Raw genomic sequence first — 18,282 nt, 5'->3', positions numbered from 1 at the left:
CATGCTGAAAGCAATGACTACTGCTCTGTATATTCTTCTTTTCATCCCGACATGGGCATGGCGTAAGCTCCTTGGCCACGGTCGGTTTGAACGCCGGTTCCATCTTCGCGCCAGCACGTGGGATCGTCCGGTGGCGCTCGCAGAAAAGGGGCTTGACCGTTCAACGCGCTCAATTTTTCTGAAAATCTGGGCGGCCATCTTCCTGGCCTCCCTGGCGACGTTTTTCCTGCTTATGGTCCTGGCCGCGCGCGTGTTTAACGATAGCGCTTCTCCGCTGGCGGCAAACATGATTGTGCTGACCCAGTGGCTGCCTGCCGTTCTGGCTTTGCCGCTTATCCGCCGGGCGGGGGCCAGCTATTCTGCCCGTAACCTGCTGCTCACTTCCGAATTCGTGAGCGCGTTGATTGTTCCCGCCATTGCGTTCGTTTCCGGCTCTTATTACGCGATGATCGTTCTTCTTCTTCTGAAGGGCGGGCTGGATTCTTTGTCCAAGATGTCGCGGGCCGTGGCGTTGAAGAGCTATTTTTCAGGCCAGGCGCTGAATCAGGCGGCGTCGTACTACAACACGGCCATGCTGGCCGGTGCCGGCGTGGGCGCGCTGATGGGGGCGCTGCTGCTGTCGGTGCTCCCTCTTGAGGCCATTCTGGGGCTCTGTACGCTGTGTCATCTCGTGGCGGGTTATCTTTATACGCGCCTGCCGGCGACGGCCAGCATGGCAAAAGCGGCGCCAGCCGCCGCGGCATCGCAGAGCACAACCGTGCGCGACACCCGTCTGCGCATGTCGATTATCTACTACGTTTCGACCGTTGCGCTTTACCAGGGGTATCAGAACGTTGCGCGTTCGGTTTTCCCGACGGACCAGCTTGGCATGGATCCCTCTGGCATTGCGCTGATACAAACCATCGCCAGCTTTGCCTATATTGTGGGCGCGATTTTTGCCGCCCGCCTGGATCTCTCCGGCAATCGCTATGCCGTTGCCGCTCCGGTTTCCCATGTGCTCACCCTGCTGCTGATGCTGCCGCTCCCCTTTATTACCGCCGCAGTCCCTGGCCTGGCGGTGTATGGCCTGTTTGCACTGATGTTTGAGGTCGCCTGGGCCGTTCACCAGCGTTACATGATTGTCGCTGCCCCGCCTGAGCAGCTTTCAAAAATCGTCGCCAATGCCAACGCGCTGGGGCTGGGGTTAATGATCGTGGTCGCGCTGCTGGGCAGCATCCTGGTTGAGCATCTTAATTTTGGTGCCGTTACGGTGAGCTTTATCGTGCTCGCGCTGATGGTGCCCGTTCTCATCAACGTGTTTCTTGGCAAGAAACGTGAATCCAGCGCCCTGAGTGAAGGAGAGTAAGTCATGCATGTCGTTATCGTCGATTCTAACCGTATCGGTCTGCGCGCGCTCCGCGCCGCTAAGCGAGCGGGGCACTATGTCACGTTTATCGGTTCACGGCGGCTAGAGGAGCTGGTGGTCAGCTTTGACCATCTTCGCGATCCCGAGCTAACCGACCAGGTTGTCACCCTCGATACCGCGCAGGACGAAGCAGCGCTGCTGGCAACGCTAAAATCGCTCGACGCCGGGCGGAAAATTGACGCGCTGTTTACCGTCATCGAAGTCAATGTGGCCTCGGTGGCCAGATGCGCGAAGGCGTTAGGGCTCCCGGGCACTGACCCTGAAGCCGTGCATCTTTCACAGGATAAGGCGATTTGCCGCAGGCAAATTGCAGCCTGTGGCCTGACGTCGGTGGCGTACGCGGTGGTGGATAGCCTTGACGCGGCCCGGGAGGCAGCCCTGCGCATAGGTTACCCGATGATTGCCAAACCGAAGGTCGGCGCGGCGAGTCTTCGCGCGCTGAAGGTCGAGAATGACGATGAGCTGGTGAGCTATTTCGCCAGCCTGAGCGGCGCGGTCGAAGGGCCGGAAGGCTACATTGACGCGATGTCCGCCGAGACGCTTCTGGAACACTACGTGGAGGGGCCGCTGTTCTCGGTTGAAATTGCGGTTGCCGGGGGGGAAATTCAGCCCATGGTGCTCTCGTGGCGCAAACGCTGCACGGAAAATCCGGCCATTGAGCTTGGCACCGTTATCCCGGCCCCCGTATCAACGACGATCCGCGATGCCATGTTTGAGTACACGGCCAGCGTGGTGCGTGCCTGTAAGCTGAACCTGGGCGTTTTTCACATTGAACTGATTTATGGCGCAGACGGCCCGGTACTGGTGGAAATTAACCCGCGCATTATGGGGGGGAATATTCCGGCGGTATTTAACCTTGCCACGGATATCGACCCCTATGACGTGCTGCTGGAGATTTTCCTCACGGGGCGGATGCCGGCGATCTGTCGGGATATCAATCCCGTGCGTGCGGCAGCTACCCGCAGCCTGGGGCCAAAACATCCCGCGCGTTTAGCCGACGACTTCAGCGAACAGGACTGGGACGCCGAATTTCGCCCGCTGCTGTCTCAGTTTTCATATCAGTACACGCGGGGCATGCACGTGCCCGACATGAACAGCACCTGGTACCCCTGGCATTTTCAGCTGGTCAGTCCGTCAGCCGTCGAGGTCAGCCTGCTGGCGGAATGGATCGTCATGACGGCCGCTGAAAAAACGAAGCTGGCGCTTCGTCGCTCCGGCGAAGATTACCTGTTACTCAAATAACGAGCCATTTTACGACCTACGTCTTAAAGGAGAGAGGAATGTATCCCGCGCTTTCGATTATTGGCGTTATTGCACTGATCTATATCAGCAGTCCGTTTCCGCTTTGGCATTCGTACTTTATTATTTTTTTCTCAAGCATTAAAAGCACTGAAATATCGGGGAAGGAAAAGAGAGCGCTGCTGGGTTACTTAATCAAAAGCTTCTTTTATCTGCCGCTTTCCGGCCTGCTGTATCGACTGGACGACGTCTTCGTTCGGGGATATCGCAAGCAGGAGGTCGCTGGCCCTTTATTTATTATCAGCCAGCCGCGCAGCGGCACCACCTTTTTGCTGCGCACGCTCGCAGAGGATGAAACGAACTTTTTCACCTTAAAACACCTCGACTGGCGCGTTCCGAGCATCCTTGCGTGGCGCTTATTTGATTTTTTGGGCATCCGCGAGCGGCTGGAAAAAATTGATTACTGGCCCAATACGGAGCAGGGCCGGCTGGCCTCAAAAATGCACGCGCATACGCTAGGCTCGATTGAAGGACACGGCGTATTTCTCGAAGAAAATATGTACCACCACTATTTCACCTGGCGTCGCTTTCCGTTTGCGAAGGTACTGCGCCGGATCGAGGCGGTGGACTCACTCTCTTCTTATGCCAAAAAGAAAATGGTCCGGGGACTGGCCGGCGTCGTGCGCCGGGGCGCATATCATCGGGGCAACGGCCGCATGTGGTTAACGAAAGAGAATGAGAACGCGGATTTCTATCGTGAGCTCTACGCTGCCTTCCCTCACGCCCGTTTCCTCTGCATCGGGCGTGAGCCCGGCGGCTTCGTGAACTCGTATATTTCGGCATCGGAAGCCTCCATCCGCGCAAAGCACGGCATTAACCCGCATTCTCTGACGGGCTATCACGAAGATAACCTCAATTTCCGCATACGCCAGTGCCAGCAGCAGATGAAATTCTGCCAGGAATTAGAAGCGAAAGGGGCAATCACCTACGTAGATTATGCGCAGCTGCTGGAAGATATTCCGGGCACCCTTGGGCGAGTCTACGCCGAAATGGGCATTCCGATGACCGACACATTCCGTCATCGGTTAAATGAGCTGCAGGACATTCAGCGCAATCGCAAGCGCGGATATAACAACGTAAAAGAAACGGTTACGGGTTTTGAAAGCTATAGCGCTTTTCTCGAACGTTATCGGGTAATTCCCGCGCCGGATATGACGCCTTCTTTGACGTCAGTGGAAGAGTAATTCTCTGACCCTATTTATAAACAGGATTTTGTATGTCTAAGCAATCATTAACCTCCCGTATCGTCCACGCAGACCGTCACTTTGGCGTCGAGCACGGGGCGATCCGCAAGCCTATTCACACTGCCGTTCAATATGATTTCGAGCGGATTGAAGATTTACTGGATGTTTTTCAGGGCAAGCTGAAAGGCGCGTTTAATTATTCCCGTACCGGAACCCCGACGACCGCCGCCCTTGAATCCAAAATGACCATGCTGGAAGAGGGGATCGGGAGCGTGTGTTTCGCCACCGGCATGGGGGCCATTGCGGCGGTATTCCTGACGATGCTGCGCGCCGGCGACCACCTGGTGACGAGCCGCTATGTTTTTGCCGGCACCAACAGCCTGCTGGATACGCTGTCCGGGCTGGGCGTCGGCGTGAGCAAGGTCGACTCGACGCAGCTACAGGAAGTGGCAGACGCCATCACGCCGCAGACCAAAATGGTCTTCCTTGAAACCATTGCGAACCCGGGCACGGAAGTTCCCGACCTGCAGGGGATCGGCGAGCTGTGCGCAAAACACGGGATCCTGTTTGTCATCGACAACACCATCACCTCGCCGGTGCTTTTTAGCCCTAAAAAGGTAGGGGCCGGGCTGGCCATCAACTCGCTCAGCAAAACGCTGGGGGGACATGGTGCTGCATTAGGCGGGGCCGTAACGGATACCGGGCTATTTAACTGGCGCAACTACGCCGCGATTTCAGAAAGCTACCGCAAAGGCGACAGCAAACAGTGGGGGCTTAACCAGCTGCGCAAGAAAGCGCTTCGGGATATGGGCGCATCGCTTTCGTCGGAACATGCGCATCAGATAGCCATTGGGATGGAAACGCTGGAGCTGAGGGTGGCACGGAGTAGCGCAAGCGCGCTCGCGCTGGCTCAGTTTCTGGAAACGCATCCGAAGGTAAAAAACGTGCTTTATCCGTTTTTACCCAGCCATCCTCAACATGAATATGCCCTGCGTCATTTTCGCGCGGGCTCCTGGCTGCTTTCGTTTGAGGTCGCGGATATTGAGGCGCTGCTGCCGATGATGAACCGGCTACGCATCGTATCGCGCGCCACGGGAATGGGGGATACGCGCACGCTCGCCATCCCCGTGGCGCCAACCGTGTTTTGGGAGTCCGGCGCGGAGATGCGCAAGCTAATGAATATCCCGGATGGCCTGGTGCGCGTCTCGGTAGGGCTGGAAGATGTTGAAGACCTGATCGCGGATTTTGACCAGGCATTACGCTAGGCGCGTTCAGCGGTGGGGAGGGAAGGGTCCGCTCCCCACCGTGCGTTACGCAAAGATCGTCATCAGGTAGGCAATAAACAGCGCCATGTGCGCCGCGCCGTTCAACACGTTCGTGCGGCCCGTGGAGAACGAGATCTGGCACAGCAGCAGCGACGCCACCATCACAATCATCTCAGGCGCGCCCAGCGCAAACCGCAGCTCGTTGCCGGTCATAAACGCAATCAGCGTCACCACCGGTACGGTAAGTGAAATGGTTGCCAGCACGGAACCGAAGAACAGGTTCATCGCGCGCTGCACCTGATTGTTCAGCACCGCCTTCAGCGCCCCCAGCCCTTCCGGGGAGAGGATCAGCAGCGCAACGAGGAAGCCGGTAAACGCCACGGGCGCGTTCAGCTCGGTCAGCAGGGTCTCCAGCGGATTGGCGTTCATCTTGGTTACGGCAATCACCGCAATAAGATGGACGATCAGCCAAACGGTGTGCCACAGGCTGCTGTGGGCGGACGGCTTGCCGTGGTGCGGGTCGTCATCGTCGCCGTCATCTTCGTGCTCGTAAACAAACAGGCTCTGGTGCGTTTTGGTCTGAATCAGCAGGAACACGCCGTACATTGCGGCTGAAATCAACGCGACCAGCAGCGCCTGACCGGTGGTGAAGTTAGCGCCCGGCAGCGCCATCGGGAAGACCAGAACGATAATCGCCAGCGGGAACAGGGCGATCAGATACTGTTTGATGCCGAACAGATTCATATACTGGGTGGCAAATTTGCGCCCGCCCAGCAGGAGTGAAAACCCGACCAGGCCGCCCGTCACAATCATGATGATGGAATAGAGCGTGTCGCGCATCAGGGTTGGCGCAGCGTCTCCCGTGGCCATCAGTGCGGAAATCAGGCTAACTTCAAGAATAACAACGGAAAGGCTTAAGATTAAAGAACCGTACGGCTCGCCCAGACGGTGGGCTAATACGTCCGCATGGCGGACCACGCTGAAGGCGCTGGTTAAAATGCCCACCAGGGCAAGAGCGTTGATCCCCACAACCACTGGCAGTGACTGGCTGCTTCCCCAGAAGAGCAGCACCGCCAGTGCCAGAACAGGGAAAATGAGAGATGTCTCCTTGTGGCGGGTCTTCACCGCCTCATGTGCTGCTGTCATGTGCTTCTCCATCAGTGCAGGTGGTTGTAATTATAGAGAGTATTTTTGAGGTCGATAAACTAACAGATTTGTGGCTAATATTGATGAAAGTTTACTTAATTTTACCGCTTCGTGGTTTATTTCGCTATGTTATCCATAATGGCATGCTTTGTATAAATATATATTGAATAACAGAGGATTAATGTCTTATGAAATACATAATTCGAAACTTTCTGGCGCGAGTCGGCGGGCTGAACCACACTTAATGTTTTAGCAAAAGAGAGGTGAGAGATGCCCTATAAAACGAAACGCGATTTACCCGAGAGCGTACAGCATGTTCTCCCGTCGCATGCGCAGGATATTTACAAAGAAGCCTTTAACAGCGCGTGGGAACAGTACAAAGATAAGGACGACCGCCGGGACGACGCCAGCCGGGAAGAGACGGCGCACAAGGTCGCGTGGGCGGCGGTAAAGCATGATTATGAAAAAGGCGACGACGATAAATGGCATAAAAAGAAATAACGCTGAAACAACAGGCCGCCTGAAGTTTGACTTTTCAGGCGGTTGATCCGCCGCCGTATTGCAACTGGCCTGTGAATTGCTTATCGTTAACGCCCTGCTGGTAAAATGACCAGTAGACGATGCCGGGAAGGCGAATTACAGATGTCGCAAGGAAGCATGCAGTGGCGGAGGTGAAAGGTGTTAACGCGTGATTTCTTAATGAAGGCAGATTGTAAGACGGCATTTGGTGATATTGAGGAATCGCTTCTCTGGTCGGCTGAACAACGTGCGGCATCGCTTGCGGGCACGCTGGCCTGCCGCCCTGACGATGGCCCGGTATGGATTTTTGGCTACGGCTCCCTGATGTGGAACCCGGCGCTCAACTTTGTTGAATCGGCAACCGGTACGCTCCCTGGCTGGCATCGCGCCTTTTGCCTGCGGCTGACGGCCGGGCGCGGCAGCGCCTGCCAGCCGGGGAGAATGCTTGCACTGAAAGAGGGCGGTCGCACCACGGGCGTCGCATACCAGCTTCCGACCGCGACGCTTGAAGAGGAGCTTACCCTGCTGTGGAAGCGCGAGATGATCACCGGCTGCTACATGCCCTGCTGGTGCAAGCTCGACCTCGACGACGGTCGCACCGTGAATGCGCTGGTGTTTATTATGGATCCGCGCCATCCGCTGTATGAGGCCGACACGCGCACGCAGGTTATTGCCCCGCTCATTGCCGCCGCCAGCGGGCCGCTCGGCACCAACGCCCAGTATCTCTTCTCGCTCGACCGGGAGCTCACGCGCCTCGGCATGAGGGACGACTGCCTGAACGAGCTGGTGAACGAGGTAAAAGCGCTGGTGGAAGGGAGCGCGCTGAACACGCCGCTGCGTCGGGCTCACGGCATGTAAGCGCCGCACAATCAGCGCCGTGGGCGGTCTCCGTGAAGCACGGGGACCGCATCAATCAGACAATAACCACGCGTCAGGCTCTTAAAACGTTAACACCTTATCGGCGGCCAGCGTCCACTCCGCCAGCTCGACGAGCGTCCCGATTTCCACTCCGTCAATCAGCGGCAGCCCGCTAATCCCGCGCCCGTCGGTGCAGGTTTTGCACAGCTTAACCGGCACATTCTGCGCGGTGAGGATCTCCAGCATCTGCTGAATGTTGTACCCCTCCGCGGGCTTTTGCCCCTTCAGGCCTGCCGTCACCGCGTCCGACATCAAAAAGAGGCGCAGGTCAAGATCGCTCTCCTTTTCGCGTAGCGCAATGGCGAGACGCAGGCTGTTAAAAAGGGATTCGCTGCCATAGGCTGCGCCGTTGGCGACGATGGTAATCTTTTGCATAGTGACTCCTGTTCTTTTAAGGCACGGATATTGCTTATCTCTTCGGAAGAAACCGATCCGGAGAGAGCGTATGAAAGTAGTAGCGGACCATACATCGGGCGCGAGCGAATGGTTTCGGCGCGCCGGACAGCTGCGGCGCCAACAGCTCAGCAGGCTGGCAGAGCTGGGGACGCTGGTAACGGGTATCAGCCGCCTGATGCATATGCTCCAGTGCGAGCGCGGTGCGTCAAACGTCTGGCTCTGCTCGCGGGGCGAACTTTACGTCCTCGAGTGCAGGGCAAGCCGGGCGCTGGCTGACGATAGCCTAAAGGCGCTGAACGGCATCCTTGATACGCAGACCGCGATGCCGTGCAGCGCCGTCTGCGAGCGCATTGCCTTCGCGCTTTCGCACCTGGAGGGGCTTGACGCGCTGCGTGACGCCGTAAACGGGCTGCATTTGCCCGCGCCCCGCGCAATGGAGCAGTACAGCGCCATGCTAAGCCACTTGCTCAGCATCATTCCCCAACTCAATGATAGCATTGACGATCCGCACATTGCGGAGCGTTTTGTATCACTTTATAGCCTCATGCAGGGCAAAGAGCTGGTGGGCCAGGAGCGCGCCCTGGGCGCCATCGGCTTCACGCAGGGGGAGTTTGATAACGACACCCGCCAGAAGCTTGTTGACCGAATAGACGGCCAGCAGGCCTGCTTTGAGGTGTTTTTATCGCACTGCCCGGACGCGGCGCGTGAAGCCTTTATCCTGAACTGTCAGCCCGATCTGGAAATTGAACAGCTGCGCCGGGTTGCCTGCACCCGCCAGCCCGCGCCGGAAAAGGGCGAGACGGCGCGAAGATGGTTTACGATCCAGACGACGCGCCTTGAACATCTGCGCACGCTGGAGGAAAGCGCAATAGCCGATCTGATGATCGCCGTTGACGACGGGCTTAACGGCCGGAGTGAAAGTGCTCAGGCCGACGCCGACTATCCCGTGCTGCGTTTTCCTGATAAACACCTCCTGCCGCTGGTGCGCCAGCAGGCGCGCGAAATTGAACAGCTCTCCCGCCAGCTCGCCTCCCTGCGCGACGCTCTTGAAGAGCGAAAAATCATCGATAAGGCCAAAAGCGTGCTCATGACGCACCAGAAAATGAGCGAAGAGCAGGCGTGGGCCGCCCTGCGCAAAATGGCGATGGATAAAAATCAGCGCATGGTGGATATCGCGCGCGCGCTGCTGACCGTGAAAAACCTGTGGCGTGGCGCTTCCGGCGGTTCTGTCGCATTAACGACAGCGGGGTAGCAAAAGTTGCGCTGCCGGTTTTTCAGGCAGCTAACAGGTAAAACTGTTCCGCCAGTGATAATCCCGCACCTTGTGGATGCTGATATTGCCCTTTGCGTATCATGTGCACTAACTCTATACCCGCCAGTATCGTCTGCGCACGCCGGAACGATTTGAATCCCAGCATCGGGCGTATCCGCCGTTTGATGTTTCGGTGATCCTGCTCAACCAGGTTGTTCAGGTATTTGCTCTGCCTGATGATGATTCTGAGCATGGCCAGTGCCGCCGTATTGGCGCCGCTTTTATCGATGGTCACCGTCTCAGGTTTATCGTGGTGTCGAATGGATTTGCGAAAGAAACGCAGGGCAGCTGCCGCATCACGCTTCGCCGACAGCAGAAAGTCGACTGTCTGACCCGCGGTATCGACCGCCCGGTACAGATACTTCCACTGGCCTCTGACTTTTATGTAGGTTTCATCCATGCGCCAGCGGCGACCCACCGGACGTTTATGCCGCCGGAACGCTTTATCTAACAGGGGCACCAGACGGATAACCCAGCGGTGAAGCGTGGAATGGTCAACGATAACGCCGCGCTCAGCCATTATCTCCTCCAGGTTGCGCAGGCTGAGGGAATAAGCCAGATACCAGCGAACGCACTGAGCAATGACATCAACGGGATAATGCAGCCGTTTAAAGGATTTTTGGATCAGAGACATGGTCGGACAACATTGCAAAAAAAACAGTATGTTACCCGACCAGTTCTTAATGCGACAGAACCCCAGATTATGTTGCGTACACCACGAAAGAAGAAAAAATTTGCATTGTGGAAATAAATTGAATATAACTGCAAACAATTCAGGTTTTTTGATCTTGACCCGCCATCTCCGGACAGCTTTTGTATCTTAAGTTAACAATGCCCGCTGTTGCCGGTATTCTCGTGGTGAGAGGTATCCCAGCGCACTGTGCGGGTGATTTTCATTGTAATGCGTGAATGCTGCTGCAAGGTTTTGCAGGGCTGTTCTTACATCCGGTTTTGGCATGAACGCGATATAGTCTTCCTTCATCGTCTTCACGAACCGTTCCGCTATGCCATTACTCTGCGGGCTGCTCACCGCTGTTGTACAGGGTTCCAGATTCAGCTCTCTTGCGAACCTCCGCGTTTCATGCGCGGTATACGCGGAACCATTATCCGTCAGCCACTGAACCGCTGTGTCCGGCAACTTATCGCCGAAGCGCTTTTCTACCGACCTCAGCATGACATCCTGCACGGTCGAGCTGTCGTAGCCTCCCGTGCTTGCTGCCCAGTCTATGGCCTCGCGGTCGCAGCAGTCCAGTGCGAACGTTACACGCAGTTTTTCACCATTATCGCAGCCGAACTCAAAGCCATCTGAACACCAGCGCATATCGCTTTCCGCAACTGCGATTTTACCTTTATGCTCACGCGTCGGCCGCTCGGGTTTGTCATGCAGTAACAGCAGATTATGCTCGCTCATGATCCTGTAAAGCCGTTTGGCATTGACCGGCGGCAGCCCCTCAGTACGGCGTTGCTTACGCAGGATACCCCACACGCGGCGATAGCCATAACTCGGCATATCGCTGATGATATCGAGGATATCTGACAGTATTTCAGCGTCTGCTTCGTTATTACGCCGGTTACGACGCCTGTCCTGCCAGTCGGCAGAACGCTTTACCCGCAGTGATAGTTGCGCACGCGACACACCCATGGCGCGGCCAGGCAGAGCTATTCCCCATCCTTTGGCAACAAGGGCGCGTGCGCTATCCATTTTCGCGACTGACCGTACTCCACGGCTTCTTTCAGGATCTCAACTTCCATCGTCTTCTTGCCCAGAAGGCGCTGGAGCTCCCGGACCTGCTTCAGCGCAGCAGTGAGCTCTGAAGCAGGAACGACTTCCTCTCCGGCCGCTACGGCGGTGAGACTGCCTTCCTGATATTGCTTCTTCCACTTGAACAGCAGACTGGGCTGAATACCGTGCAGGCGTGCGACGTGGGAGACATTCATACCAAGCTCCATCGTCAGCTGGGCCGAGGTCTGGCAGGAAATAAAGCTGACCAGTCAGGGGATTGTGCATGGCGTGATAAGAGAGGCGTGCAGCCATGTGATGCATTCCAGTCCGCTTCTCAGCCTGATGGGAGCCCTGACTGAGCATCATGTCTTTAACGGCGCGGTCCGTTTTATTCTGGGGCTGGGTGTCCGGCAGGTGACTGCGCTTATCCTCCACACGCTTTCGCTGATGCCGGAAGGCAGCCCGGTAAGAGCGGTGCCGTCCGTGTTTAGCGATGCTGCCCGGGCTGAAGCAGAGTGGGGGGGGGGCCACCCCGGCCACCCCCATCCTGCTGACGGTAACGGCGCTGCTGGCGGTGACCTGGCGCCTGCTTACGCCCGGCGCCCGGCCTGACGGGCCGGTCACCGAAATCGGCCGGTTTCTGACCGGGCTGCCGGAACTGCTGACATCCCTGCACAAAATCATCAGCCTGTTTTCTGCTGTTCCTTACCGTCAGTCCGGCACTGCGGCATCCCTGTACGCTGACCCGGCAGATATTTCGGGCCGTCTGCCGGGCAGTGCGCATTTACCTTCTGTGCCCGTCACGCCGGTTCTGCAGATTGCCCGGGAACAGTAGGCACTGACGGGCCCACAAATTGACAGCGTGGAGGTGAGGAGGCCGGAGGAGGACTATGAGGCTGTACAGGCCGCACAGGACAGGCTCTGGTTGCCGTCATCCCCGGCGGTGCCGTTTCCGTCAGGGGGAGAAGGGGGGAGGCAGACCAGCCCGGTGGTCAGTCTGTTCTTATCCCGGGAACTGAACAGGGCAGACAAAACCCCGGAGGCCTTCCGGGGAGTGCACTGTCTGATGCGCCAGCTCAGCCCGGAGGCAGACAGGATGTCGGAGGCCTTTCAGGGAACGCACGGCCTGATGCGCCAGCCCGGTCCGGATGAAATCAGAGGCGTATGGGATATCGTGCTGACTGGCTGGCTGGCTGTCGCAGGGCAACGGCAACGGCAACGGAATTCAGACGTTTCGCTGGGTAGCCCGCATGGGGGAAACACAAAAAGCGGCATTCGAAAGATTGCTGGACGACCAGCAGGTCGCTGCGGTGATGAATTTTCCTGATACGGCGCCGGGCGAGGCGATGGCGTTTCTTGCCGGGGGGCTTCCGGGGCCGCCATGCTTCCGGTGCAAGCCCCGGCAGAAGCGGCAAATGCTGCTGAAGAAATCATTGCGGAAGACAGTATGCCGGCGGCGCGGACGGACGATTTACTGACCCGGATTATGACCTGGAGCCGGGCCGCCGGCGCGACATGGTACAGCTGGATACCTCCCCGGCTGCCGTTTGAGCCGTGCGGAGTAGATGCCGCAGTTGGTGTCGGCTCCACCGACTGCTCTCCGGGGAAATTCAGGACGGCAGTTGGTCATTGCCAGCCAGCACTTGACGCTGATGAACGGCCAGCGTCTGGATTAATGCCGCCCACGAATTCAAAACCCGCGCGGATTCTTTTTGCTGAAATGGATTACATCCGCCGGGAGGCTCCGGGGCTGCAGCGTGCGCTGGTTGCGCTGAACGCGAGTACCGGAAAATCGGCTCAGATGCTGCTCCCGCAGCTGCACATCTCAAAATGGACCGATACGGCGAACGACCTGAGCGGTGATTTTGAACAGAGCGTGACGGATATCCGTCTGCAGGAGCTTATCCGTGATGCCGCAGACCCGCAGCAGACGGCGAAATATACGGAGCTGCACTCTCATGAATCGCTGCGGCTGACGCTGGAGGGGGATACCCCGGATATTTTCCATGCGGAGCTGAACACTGAAACCGTTCTGGGGGAGGTGAAACAGCTTCTGGCGGTCGTCAACGGGTGGCTGCCGGCAGGGCTGTCGGCAAATGAGCGCCGCTGGATGAAAACGGCCCCGGTGGCGGAGCGACTGGCGTTTATCGCCGCACATGACCGTCTTTCTGACGTGGGAAATATGACGACGGCGGGCGGGGCGCTTAACGCGGTGCAGACATTGCAGACCATGCTGAATGAAAAAAGAATTAACGAAGTGGCGGATGTGACGACATTTGCCGGGCGCTGGCTGGCGGATACCTACGGTGTGCCGGCGGATATTCTGCAAAAAAGTATCACCGTCAGCGGTCAGGCGATGATGAGAGTGATTTGCCCGGGGCTGGACGGCGGCCGGGAGCGCTATGCTTTCAGCTATCAGAAAAGTCTGTGGTTTGCTGCCCGTACGTTACCCCGTGGGAATGAGCGGTGTGACGGGGCGGATGTGGGTCAGCACTGGAAAAGGCTGCTGGAAGCACGGGGAGAAGAGCTTCCCCCCTGGTGTCGTCGACGGACAATGGCGGACGTGCCGGTGGGGGCAGAGGTGGTCACCTGCAATATACAGTACCCGCCGGAAGTGGAGAACAGCCGCCCGCTGCGGCAGATGTTCAGGGTTTTATCCACGCCGGACAGGTTCCGCCAACAGTGGGATCAGTTTGCGGGCCAGTGGCAGCAGGATCCGGAACTGACGGCAACGCTGGTGCTCAGGCTGGAATGGCTGCTGAATACCCGGCTGGATGACCTTGCAGGAGAGCGGTCTCCGGCGCTGACGGCGTCGCTGGACGGGGCGCAGAAAGCACAGCTGAAAGCCGGAGCGCTGGCGGTTCGTCTGGGGAAAGCCCGTCCACTGTTTCTGAAACACACAGGAACGGGGAGGGTGGCAGACCAGCTTATCCTGTTACCGGATCCGGGGAGAAATGAGTATTTTACGGTTTCGCTGAGTGGCAGCACGCCGGTCCGCAGCATAACGCTTCATGTGCTGGACTTCGGGGACGGAAGCACGCGGTATGTGTCCAAAGCCGACTATGTTCACACGGAACGCGGTTATTCCGTTGCCGAAGTTTCTGACCGGCTGGGCGTTTCAGCACACAGTCTCTATAAGTGGTTACGGGCTATTAAACCCGATAACAGCGAGCAGCATGCCCGGGAATTAGCGGCAGTTTACTGTTGTCCGGGCCAATCAGGTCTTGGTCACAGACATCACTTACAGTGTGCCCGAAGTTCAGGGCGAGCATGGACGCTCAAATGAACCACGAGTCGGTCTGGAATATACTTCGCAAAGCTGTCCGACTGAGGTACGCCTTTATCCGTGACAACTCCTGCTGTTGGCCTGTTCATCTACTCAGTCGGGTGCTGAATGTTCATCCGAGTGGGTTTTACACCTGGCTTCAGCAGCCGCATTCACTACGGCTTCAGGCGGATCTCAGACTGACAGGACAAATCAAACAGTTCTGGTTGGAGTCCGGTTGCTGGTAGATTGCTTTCAGCACAATTTGATAAGCATGCAAAAGTATGGCGAAGACACATAGGTCTTATTTTATTTGAATAAATGGTGATATTATGAAATGGGCGAACTATTATTTACTAATCCTTGAGAATGATAAGCAGTGCTTTGAAAATGCAATATATTTAATTGAGCGTTACAATATACCAGTGGAAAATATAAATACCACCCAACCTATTAATGGTTTCCCGCATTTAAACTACGATTTCCTTAAAGGTATTGGGTTGAGTGACAAACTAATGATTATTGGTCATGGAAGGCAATCTCCCCCTGCTATTGGCGGCGTAAAAATGCAATACAGCCCATCGCAGTTGGCTTTATTCTTAAAAGATCAATATAAAGTTAACGAGGTAGGCCTTATATCTTTTAAGGCATGTGATTTGGGAAATGGATCTTTCCTCTATGATTTCTTTGAAGCCTTCACGTCAGGCGGCGGGAAAATTGGTGGCTGCATTGGCTACAAGGGCGAAGTAATGAATACAACCAGGGGTGAAGCCGTTGGTCTATGGGATTATGTTAAGCGAGAACTATTTCTTGGAAAGAACCCAGATCAGCAGCGAGTAACGATTGTCCAAGGAAATGCTGAAGTACCTTCTGAATATGGCAACAAGCGAAGATTTAAGAGAACTCAAACTGTGTAATAAAATATAAGGGAGACTGTAATTAAAATTGTGTAATTGCCTATTGTTTATGGCTATCGCAAGATCCATCTCGATCTGCGAGATAGCGGGCAACAATGCGGGATTAACCGGGTCTGGCGGCTGATGAAGCGTGCCGGGATAAAGGCCCAGGTAGGGTATCGAAGCCCGCGAGCGTGTAAAGGTGAAGCCAGTATCGTGACACCCAACAGGCTCCAGCGACAGTTCAACCCCGGATGACAAAAGATATTGTTCTGAATGCGCTTTTGATGGCCGTGTGGCGACGTAATACCCAAAAACAGGTGCTGGCTCACTCAGACCAGGGCAGTCAGTACACAAGCCATGAGTGGCAGTCGTTCCTGAAATCACACGGTCTGGAGGGCAGTATGAGCCGTCGTGGCAACTGTCACGACAACGCAGTAGCAGAAAGTTTTTTCCAGCTACTGAAGCGTGAACGGATAAAGAAAAAGATCTACGGAAAACGGGAAGAAGCACGCAGCGATATTTTTGATTACATCGAAATGTTTTATAACAGTAAGCGTCGGCATGGTTCGAGTGATCAGATGCCACCGACGGAATATGAAAATCAATATTATCAACGGCTCAGAAGTGTCTGGATTATCCGTGGCTATTCAGTTCGCCATTTTATGGAAACGGTGAGTCCATTCCCCGGAGGTAAACATGGGCTGGCAAAAGTGTAGCGGTATTAGGCGCAGCTATTTAGTAATTTATTTATAGCTAAATTTAGCTCATGGGTCGAAAGCGCCCCATATTAAATATACCATGTAATTATTAGAGAGCGAATATTATGAGTAGTATCGATCAAAGTGTATTTTTCAACTCACAAGCTTTACTTAATGATCTTGAGGGAGAGTTTGAAGGTAGTGTGTTGATAACTCAGTCAACAGTTTTACCTTCCCGAGCATCTACAATACCGGACGATATACGGTTCTGTCGCATTAACGACAGCGGGGTAGCAAAAGTTGCGCTGCCGGTTTTTCAGGCAGCTAACAGGTAAAACTGTTCCGCCAGTGATAACCCCGCACCCTGTGGATGCTGATATTGCCCTTTGCGTATCATGTGCACTAACTCTATACCCGCCAGTATCGTCTGCGCACGCCGGAACGATTTGAATCCCAGCATCGGGCGTATCCGCCGTTTGATGTTTCGGTGATCCTGCTCAACCAGGTTGTTCAGGTATTTGCTCTGCCTGATGATGATTCTGAGCATGGCCAGTGCCGCCGTATTGGCGCCGCTTTTATCGATGGTCACCGTCTCAGGTTTATCGTGGTGTCGAATGGATTTGCGAAAGAAACGCAGGGCAGCTGCCGCATCACGCTTCGCCGACAGCAGAAAGTCGACTGTCTGACCCGCGGTATCGACCGCCCGGTACAGATACTTCCACTGGCCTCTGACTTTTATGTAGGTTTCATCCATGCGCCAGCGGCGACCCACCGGACGTTTATGCCGCCGGAACGCTTTATCTAACAGGGGCACCAGACGGATAACCCAGCGGTGAAGCGTGGAATGGTCAACGATAACGCCGCGCTCAGCCATTATCTCCTCCAGGTTGCGCAGGCTGAGGGAATAAGCCAGATACCAGCGAACGCACTGAGCAATGACATCAACGGGATAATGCAGCCGTTTAAAGGATTTTTGGATCAGAGACATGGTCGGACAACATTGCAAAAAAAAACAGTATGTTACCCGACCAGTTCTTAATGCGACAGAACCCGGCTGGGCTATGCCGACGCGTTTTCCTGGGCGCATCCGCACGAGATTTTTAGCGAACACGCCGCGCTCTCGGCGTTTGAAAACGACGGGGCGCGGGCGTTTAACCTCGGCGCGCTGGCGGGGCTCAGCCGCGAGGCGTGGGATTCGCTGGAGCCGTGGCGGTGGCCCGCGGGTGATTTTCCGCAGCGGAAAATAGTGCCCGTCGAACCGCAAAAGCACGGCGCAGAGGTAGACGCGCTTTACCCTCTGCTTCTTAACAGCGGACGCATCCGCGATCAGTGGCACACCATGACCCGCACGGGGTACGTGGACAGGCTGATGCAGCATATCGACGAGCCGCGCGTGGAGGTGAACGTCCTTGATGCGGCGCGCTTTTCGCTTAGCGCCGGGCAGCTCGCCCGAGTGAGCTCTCCGCGCGGGGTGATGGTCGCCAGAGTGGCGATCGGCGACGCGCAGCGGCCCGGAGAGCTGTTCGTTCCCATGCACTGGAACCGCGTTTTCGCGCGGCAGGGCAAGGTAAACGCGCTGGTAGACACCCGCTGCGATCCGCTTTCCGGGCAGCCGGAAAGCAAGCAGACGGCGGTCAGGATTATGCCGTGGCGGCCGCGCTGGCAGGGCGAGCTTTACGCCCGCGAGCTGCCGGAGCTGCCGCCTGAGGTCTACTGGTGGCGAAAAGCCTCGCGCCTGACGCTGGCCGGAGATGCGCCGCTGCTGGCGTACGCCAGCGGTCGAGGCTGGCAGCTGCAGGTGGCACAGACGGGAGAACGCAGCAGCGTTCTCGCCTGGCAGCACGGCGAGCTGATGCTGGGCTACTGGGAGGGCCATACGCTGCCGGCGCTGGCGCATGCGTTTATTGAAGAAGCCTTTGCTGCTGCGCCCGTACAACTCGCTGAACGCCATGCGCTGCTGCACGGACAACGGCCGGGCAAAGATGCCGATCCCGGGCGAATCATCTGTAGCTGCTTCAGCGTAGGTGAAAATACGATACGCAAGGCGATAGCCGGAGGCTGTGATTCTGCCGTAGCGCTGGGCGTGAAGCTGCGCTGCGGCACGAACTGTGGCTCCTGCGTGCCGGAGCTGAAAGGGCTGTTGGGAGAGTGTAAGGACGTCGGGTAAGGCGAAGCCGACACCCGACGGTTCTGTTCAGGTTATTCCTGAAATTTCTGTTAAGGCTGGTTTTCAGGGCTAATGGCGTTAACATA

Annotated in this window: 14 protein-coding genes and 3 pseudogenes; 12 read left to right on the top strand and 5 right to left on the bottom strand. The window is 56.3% G+C overall.

Translation table 11 applies throughout. The features are described 5' to 3' along the window. Window position 1: 1 nt before the first annotated feature. From V1599_RS14955 to V1599_RS14940, 4 genes are read left to right on the top strand one after another with little or no spacing between them, the layout of a single operon-like run. Window positions 2–1,345: a hypothetical protein gene (locus V1599_RS14955; RefSeq protein ID WP_112011616.1), complete on the top strand. Its 1,344-nt coding sequence runs from the start codon at window positions 2–4 to the stop codon at window positions 1,343–1,345. Between the two features lie 3 nt (window positions 1,346–1,348). Beyond that, window positions 1,349–2,647, top strand: a complete 1,299-nt coding sequence (locus V1599_RS14950; RefSeq protein ID WP_395300339.1) for an ATP-grasp domain-containing protein — start codon at window positions 1,349–1,351, stop codon at window positions 2,645–2,647. 38 nt (window positions 2,648–2,685) lie between these two features. Further along, entirely contained in the window at window positions 2,686–3,888 is a 1,203-nt protein-coding gene (locus V1599_RS14945; protein WP_395300338.1) for a sulfotransferase, read from the top strand. A 32-nt stretch (window positions 3,889–3,920) separates the two neighbouring features. After that, window positions 3,921–5,153: a cystathionine gamma-synthase family protein gene (locus tag V1599_RS14940; protein ID WP_395300337.1), complete on the top strand. Its 1,233-nt coding sequence runs from the start codon at window positions 3,921–3,923 to the stop codon at window positions 5,151–5,153. Window positions 5,154–5,198: 45 nt separating this feature from the next. Here V1599_RS14940 and chaA read toward each other — a convergent pair whose 3' ends face one another. After that, a complete protein-coding gene (gene chaA / locus V1599_RS14935; RefSeq protein ID WP_112011620.1) occupies window positions 5,199–6,299 on the bottom strand; it encodes a sodium-potassium/proton antiporter ChaA in 1,101 nt (366 codons plus the stop codon). Between the two features lie 270 nt (window positions 6,300–6,569). Here chaA and chaB point away from each other — a divergent pair, with 270 nt between their 5' ends. Then, complete coding sequence (chaB, locus tag V1599_RS14930; RefSeq protein WP_112011621.1) at window positions 6,570–6,800, top strand: putative cation transport regulator ChaB; 231 nt, start codon at window positions 6,570–6,572, stop codon at window positions 6,798–6,800. A 177-nt stretch (window positions 6,801–6,977) separates the two neighbouring features. Next, window positions 6,978–7,676 carry a gamma-glutamylcyclotransferase gene (locus tag V1599_RS14925; protein ID WP_297120651.1) on the top strand — a complete coding sequence of 233 codons (699 nt, stop codon included), beginning with the start codon at window positions 6,978–6,980 and terminating at the stop codon, window positions 7,674–7,676. 81 nt (window positions 7,677–7,757) lie between these two features. On the opposite strand, the gene V1599_RS14920 is transcribed toward V1599_RS14925, so the two are convergent. Continuing rightward, window positions 7,758–8,111: a DsrE/DsrF/TusD sulfur relay family protein gene (locus V1599_RS14920; RefSeq protein WP_112011623.1), complete on the bottom strand. Its 354-nt coding sequence runs from the start codon at window positions 8,109–8,111 to the stop codon at window positions 7,758–7,760. Between the two features lie 70 nt (window positions 8,112–8,181). Between V1599_RS14920 and nasR the strand changes: the two genes are divergently transcribed. Further along, window positions 8,182–9,384 carry a nitrate regulatory protein NasR gene (nasR, locus tag V1599_RS14915; protein ID WP_395300336.1) on the top strand — a complete coding sequence of 401 codons (1,203 nt, stop codon included), beginning with the start codon at window positions 8,182–8,184 and terminating at the stop codon, window positions 9,382–9,384. 22 nt (window positions 9,385–9,406) lie between these two features. On the opposite strand, the gene V1599_RS14910 is transcribed toward nasR, so the two are convergent. Continuing rightward, the gene (locus tag V1599_RS14910) at window positions 9,407–10,078 is read right to left on the bottom strand and encodes an IS6 family transposase (protein ID WP_112011630.1); all 672 of its coding nucleotides are present in this window, start codon (window positions 10,076–10,078) and stop codon (window positions 9,407–9,409) included. A 186-nt stretch (window positions 10,079–10,264) separates the two neighbouring features. Further along, window positions 10,265–11,403, bottom strand: a pseudogene (locus V1599_RS14905) (IS3 family transposase); the annotation flags it as partial. Between the two features lie 257 nt (window positions 11,404–11,660). On the opposite strand from V1599_RS14905, the gene V1599_RS14900 reads away from it, so the two are divergent. The 4 genes and pseudogenes from V1599_RS14900 to V1599_RS14885 all read left to right on the top strand — a co-directional run. Next, the gene (locus tag V1599_RS14900) at window positions 11,661–12,002 is read left to right on the top strand and encodes a hypothetical protein (RefSeq protein WP_112011626.1); all 342 of its coding nucleotides are present in this window, start codon (window positions 11,661–11,663) and stop codon (window positions 12,000–12,002) included. A gap of 546 nt (window positions 12,003–12,548) precedes the next feature. Beyond that, entirely contained in the window at window positions 12,549–14,453 is a 1,905-nt protein-coding gene (locus V1599_RS14895; protein WP_395300335.1) for a transposase, read from the top strand. Window positions 14,454–14,764: 311 nt separating this feature from the next. Continuing rightward, the gene (locus V1599_RS14890) at window positions 14,765–15,349 is read left to right on the top strand and encodes a hypothetical protein (RefSeq protein WP_112011629.1); all 585 of its coding nucleotides are present in this window, start codon (window positions 14,765–14,767) and stop codon (window positions 15,347–15,349) included. A 45-nt stretch (window positions 15,350–15,394) separates the two neighbouring features. After that, window positions 15,395–16,047: pseudogene (locus tag V1599_RS14885) on the top strand (IS3 family transposase); the annotation flags it as partial. Window positions 16,048–16,345: 298 nt separating this feature from the next. On the opposite strand, the gene V1599_RS14880 reads toward V1599_RS14885, so the two are convergent. Continuing rightward, window positions 16,346–17,017 carry an IS6 family transposase gene (locus V1599_RS14880; protein ID WP_112011630.1) on the bottom strand — a complete coding sequence of 224 codons (672 nt, stop codon included), beginning with the start codon at window positions 17,015–17,017 and terminating at the stop codon, window positions 16,346–16,348. 63 nt (window positions 17,018–17,080) lie between these two features. Between V1599_RS14880 and V1599_RS14875 the strand changes: the two are divergent. Then, window positions 17,081–18,196, top strand: a pseudogene (locus tag V1599_RS14875) (molybdopterin dinucleotide binding domain-containing protein); the annotation flags it as partial. Between the last annotated feature and the right edge of the window lie 86 nt (window positions 18,197–18,282).

Source organism: Enterobacter sp. ECC-175 (genome assembly GCF_043968675.1).
Taxonomy (GTDB): Bacteria; Pseudomonadota; Gammaproteobacteria; order Enterobacterales; family Enterobacteriaceae; genus Enterobacter.
Note: the sequence above shows the minus strand (reverse complement) of the source record. Positions and strands in the feature narration are given on the sequence as shown.

What these genes read in the sequence shown, in the direction of transcription:
- V1599_RS14955 (WP_112011616.1), top strand. Translation starts at nt 2, where the DNA reads ATGCTGAAAGCAATGACTACTGCTCTGTATATTCTTCTTTTCATCCCG.
- V1599_RS14950 (WP_395300339.1), top strand. Translation starts at nt 1,349, where the DNA reads ATGCATGTCGTTATCGTCGATTCTAACCGTATCGGTCTGCGCGCGCTC.
- V1599_RS14945 (WP_395300338.1), top strand. Translation starts at nt 2,686, where the DNA reads ATGTATCCCGCGCTTTCGATTATTGGCGTTATTGCACTGATCTATATC.
- V1599_RS14940 (WP_395300337.1), top strand. Translation starts at nt 3,921, where the DNA reads ATGTCTAAGCAATCATTAACCTCCCGTATCGTCCACGCAGACCGTCAC.
- chaA (WP_112011620.1), bottom strand. Translation starts at nt 6,299, where the DNA reads ATGACAGCAGCACATGAGGCGGTGAAGACCCGCCACAAGGAGACATCT.
- chaB (WP_112011621.1), top strand. Translation starts at nt 6,570, where the DNA reads ATGCCCTATAAAACGAAACGCGATTTACCCGAGAGCGTACAGCATGTT.
- V1599_RS14920 (WP_112011623.1), bottom strand. Translation starts at nt 8,111, where the DNA reads ATGCAAAAGATTACCATCGTCGCCAACGGCGCAGCCTATGGCAGCGAA.
- nasR (WP_395300336.1), top strand. Translation starts at nt 8,182, where the DNA reads ATGAAAGTAGTAGCGGACCATACATCGGGCGCGAGCGAATGGTTTCGG.
- V1599_RS14910 (WP_112011630.1), bottom strand. Translation starts at nt 10,078, where the DNA reads ATGTCTCTGATCCAAAAATCCTTTAAACGGCTGCATTATCCCGTTGAT.
- V1599_RS14900 (WP_112011626.1), top strand. Translation starts at nt 11,661, where the DNA reads ATGCTGCCCGGGCTGAAGCAGAGTGGGGGGGGGGCCACCCCGGCCACC.
- V1599_RS14895 (WP_395300335.1), top strand. Translation starts at nt 12,549, where the DNA reads ATGCTTCCGGTGCAAGCCCCGGCAGAAGCGGCAAATGCTGCTGAAGAA.
- V1599_RS14890 (WP_112011629.1), top strand. Translation starts at nt 14,765, where the DNA reads ATGAAATGGGCGAACTATTATTTACTAATCCTTGAGAATGATAAGCAG.
- V1599_RS14880 (WP_112011630.1), bottom strand. Translation starts at nt 17,017, where the DNA reads ATGTCTCTGATCCAAAAATCCTTTAAACGGCTGCATTATCCCGTTGAT.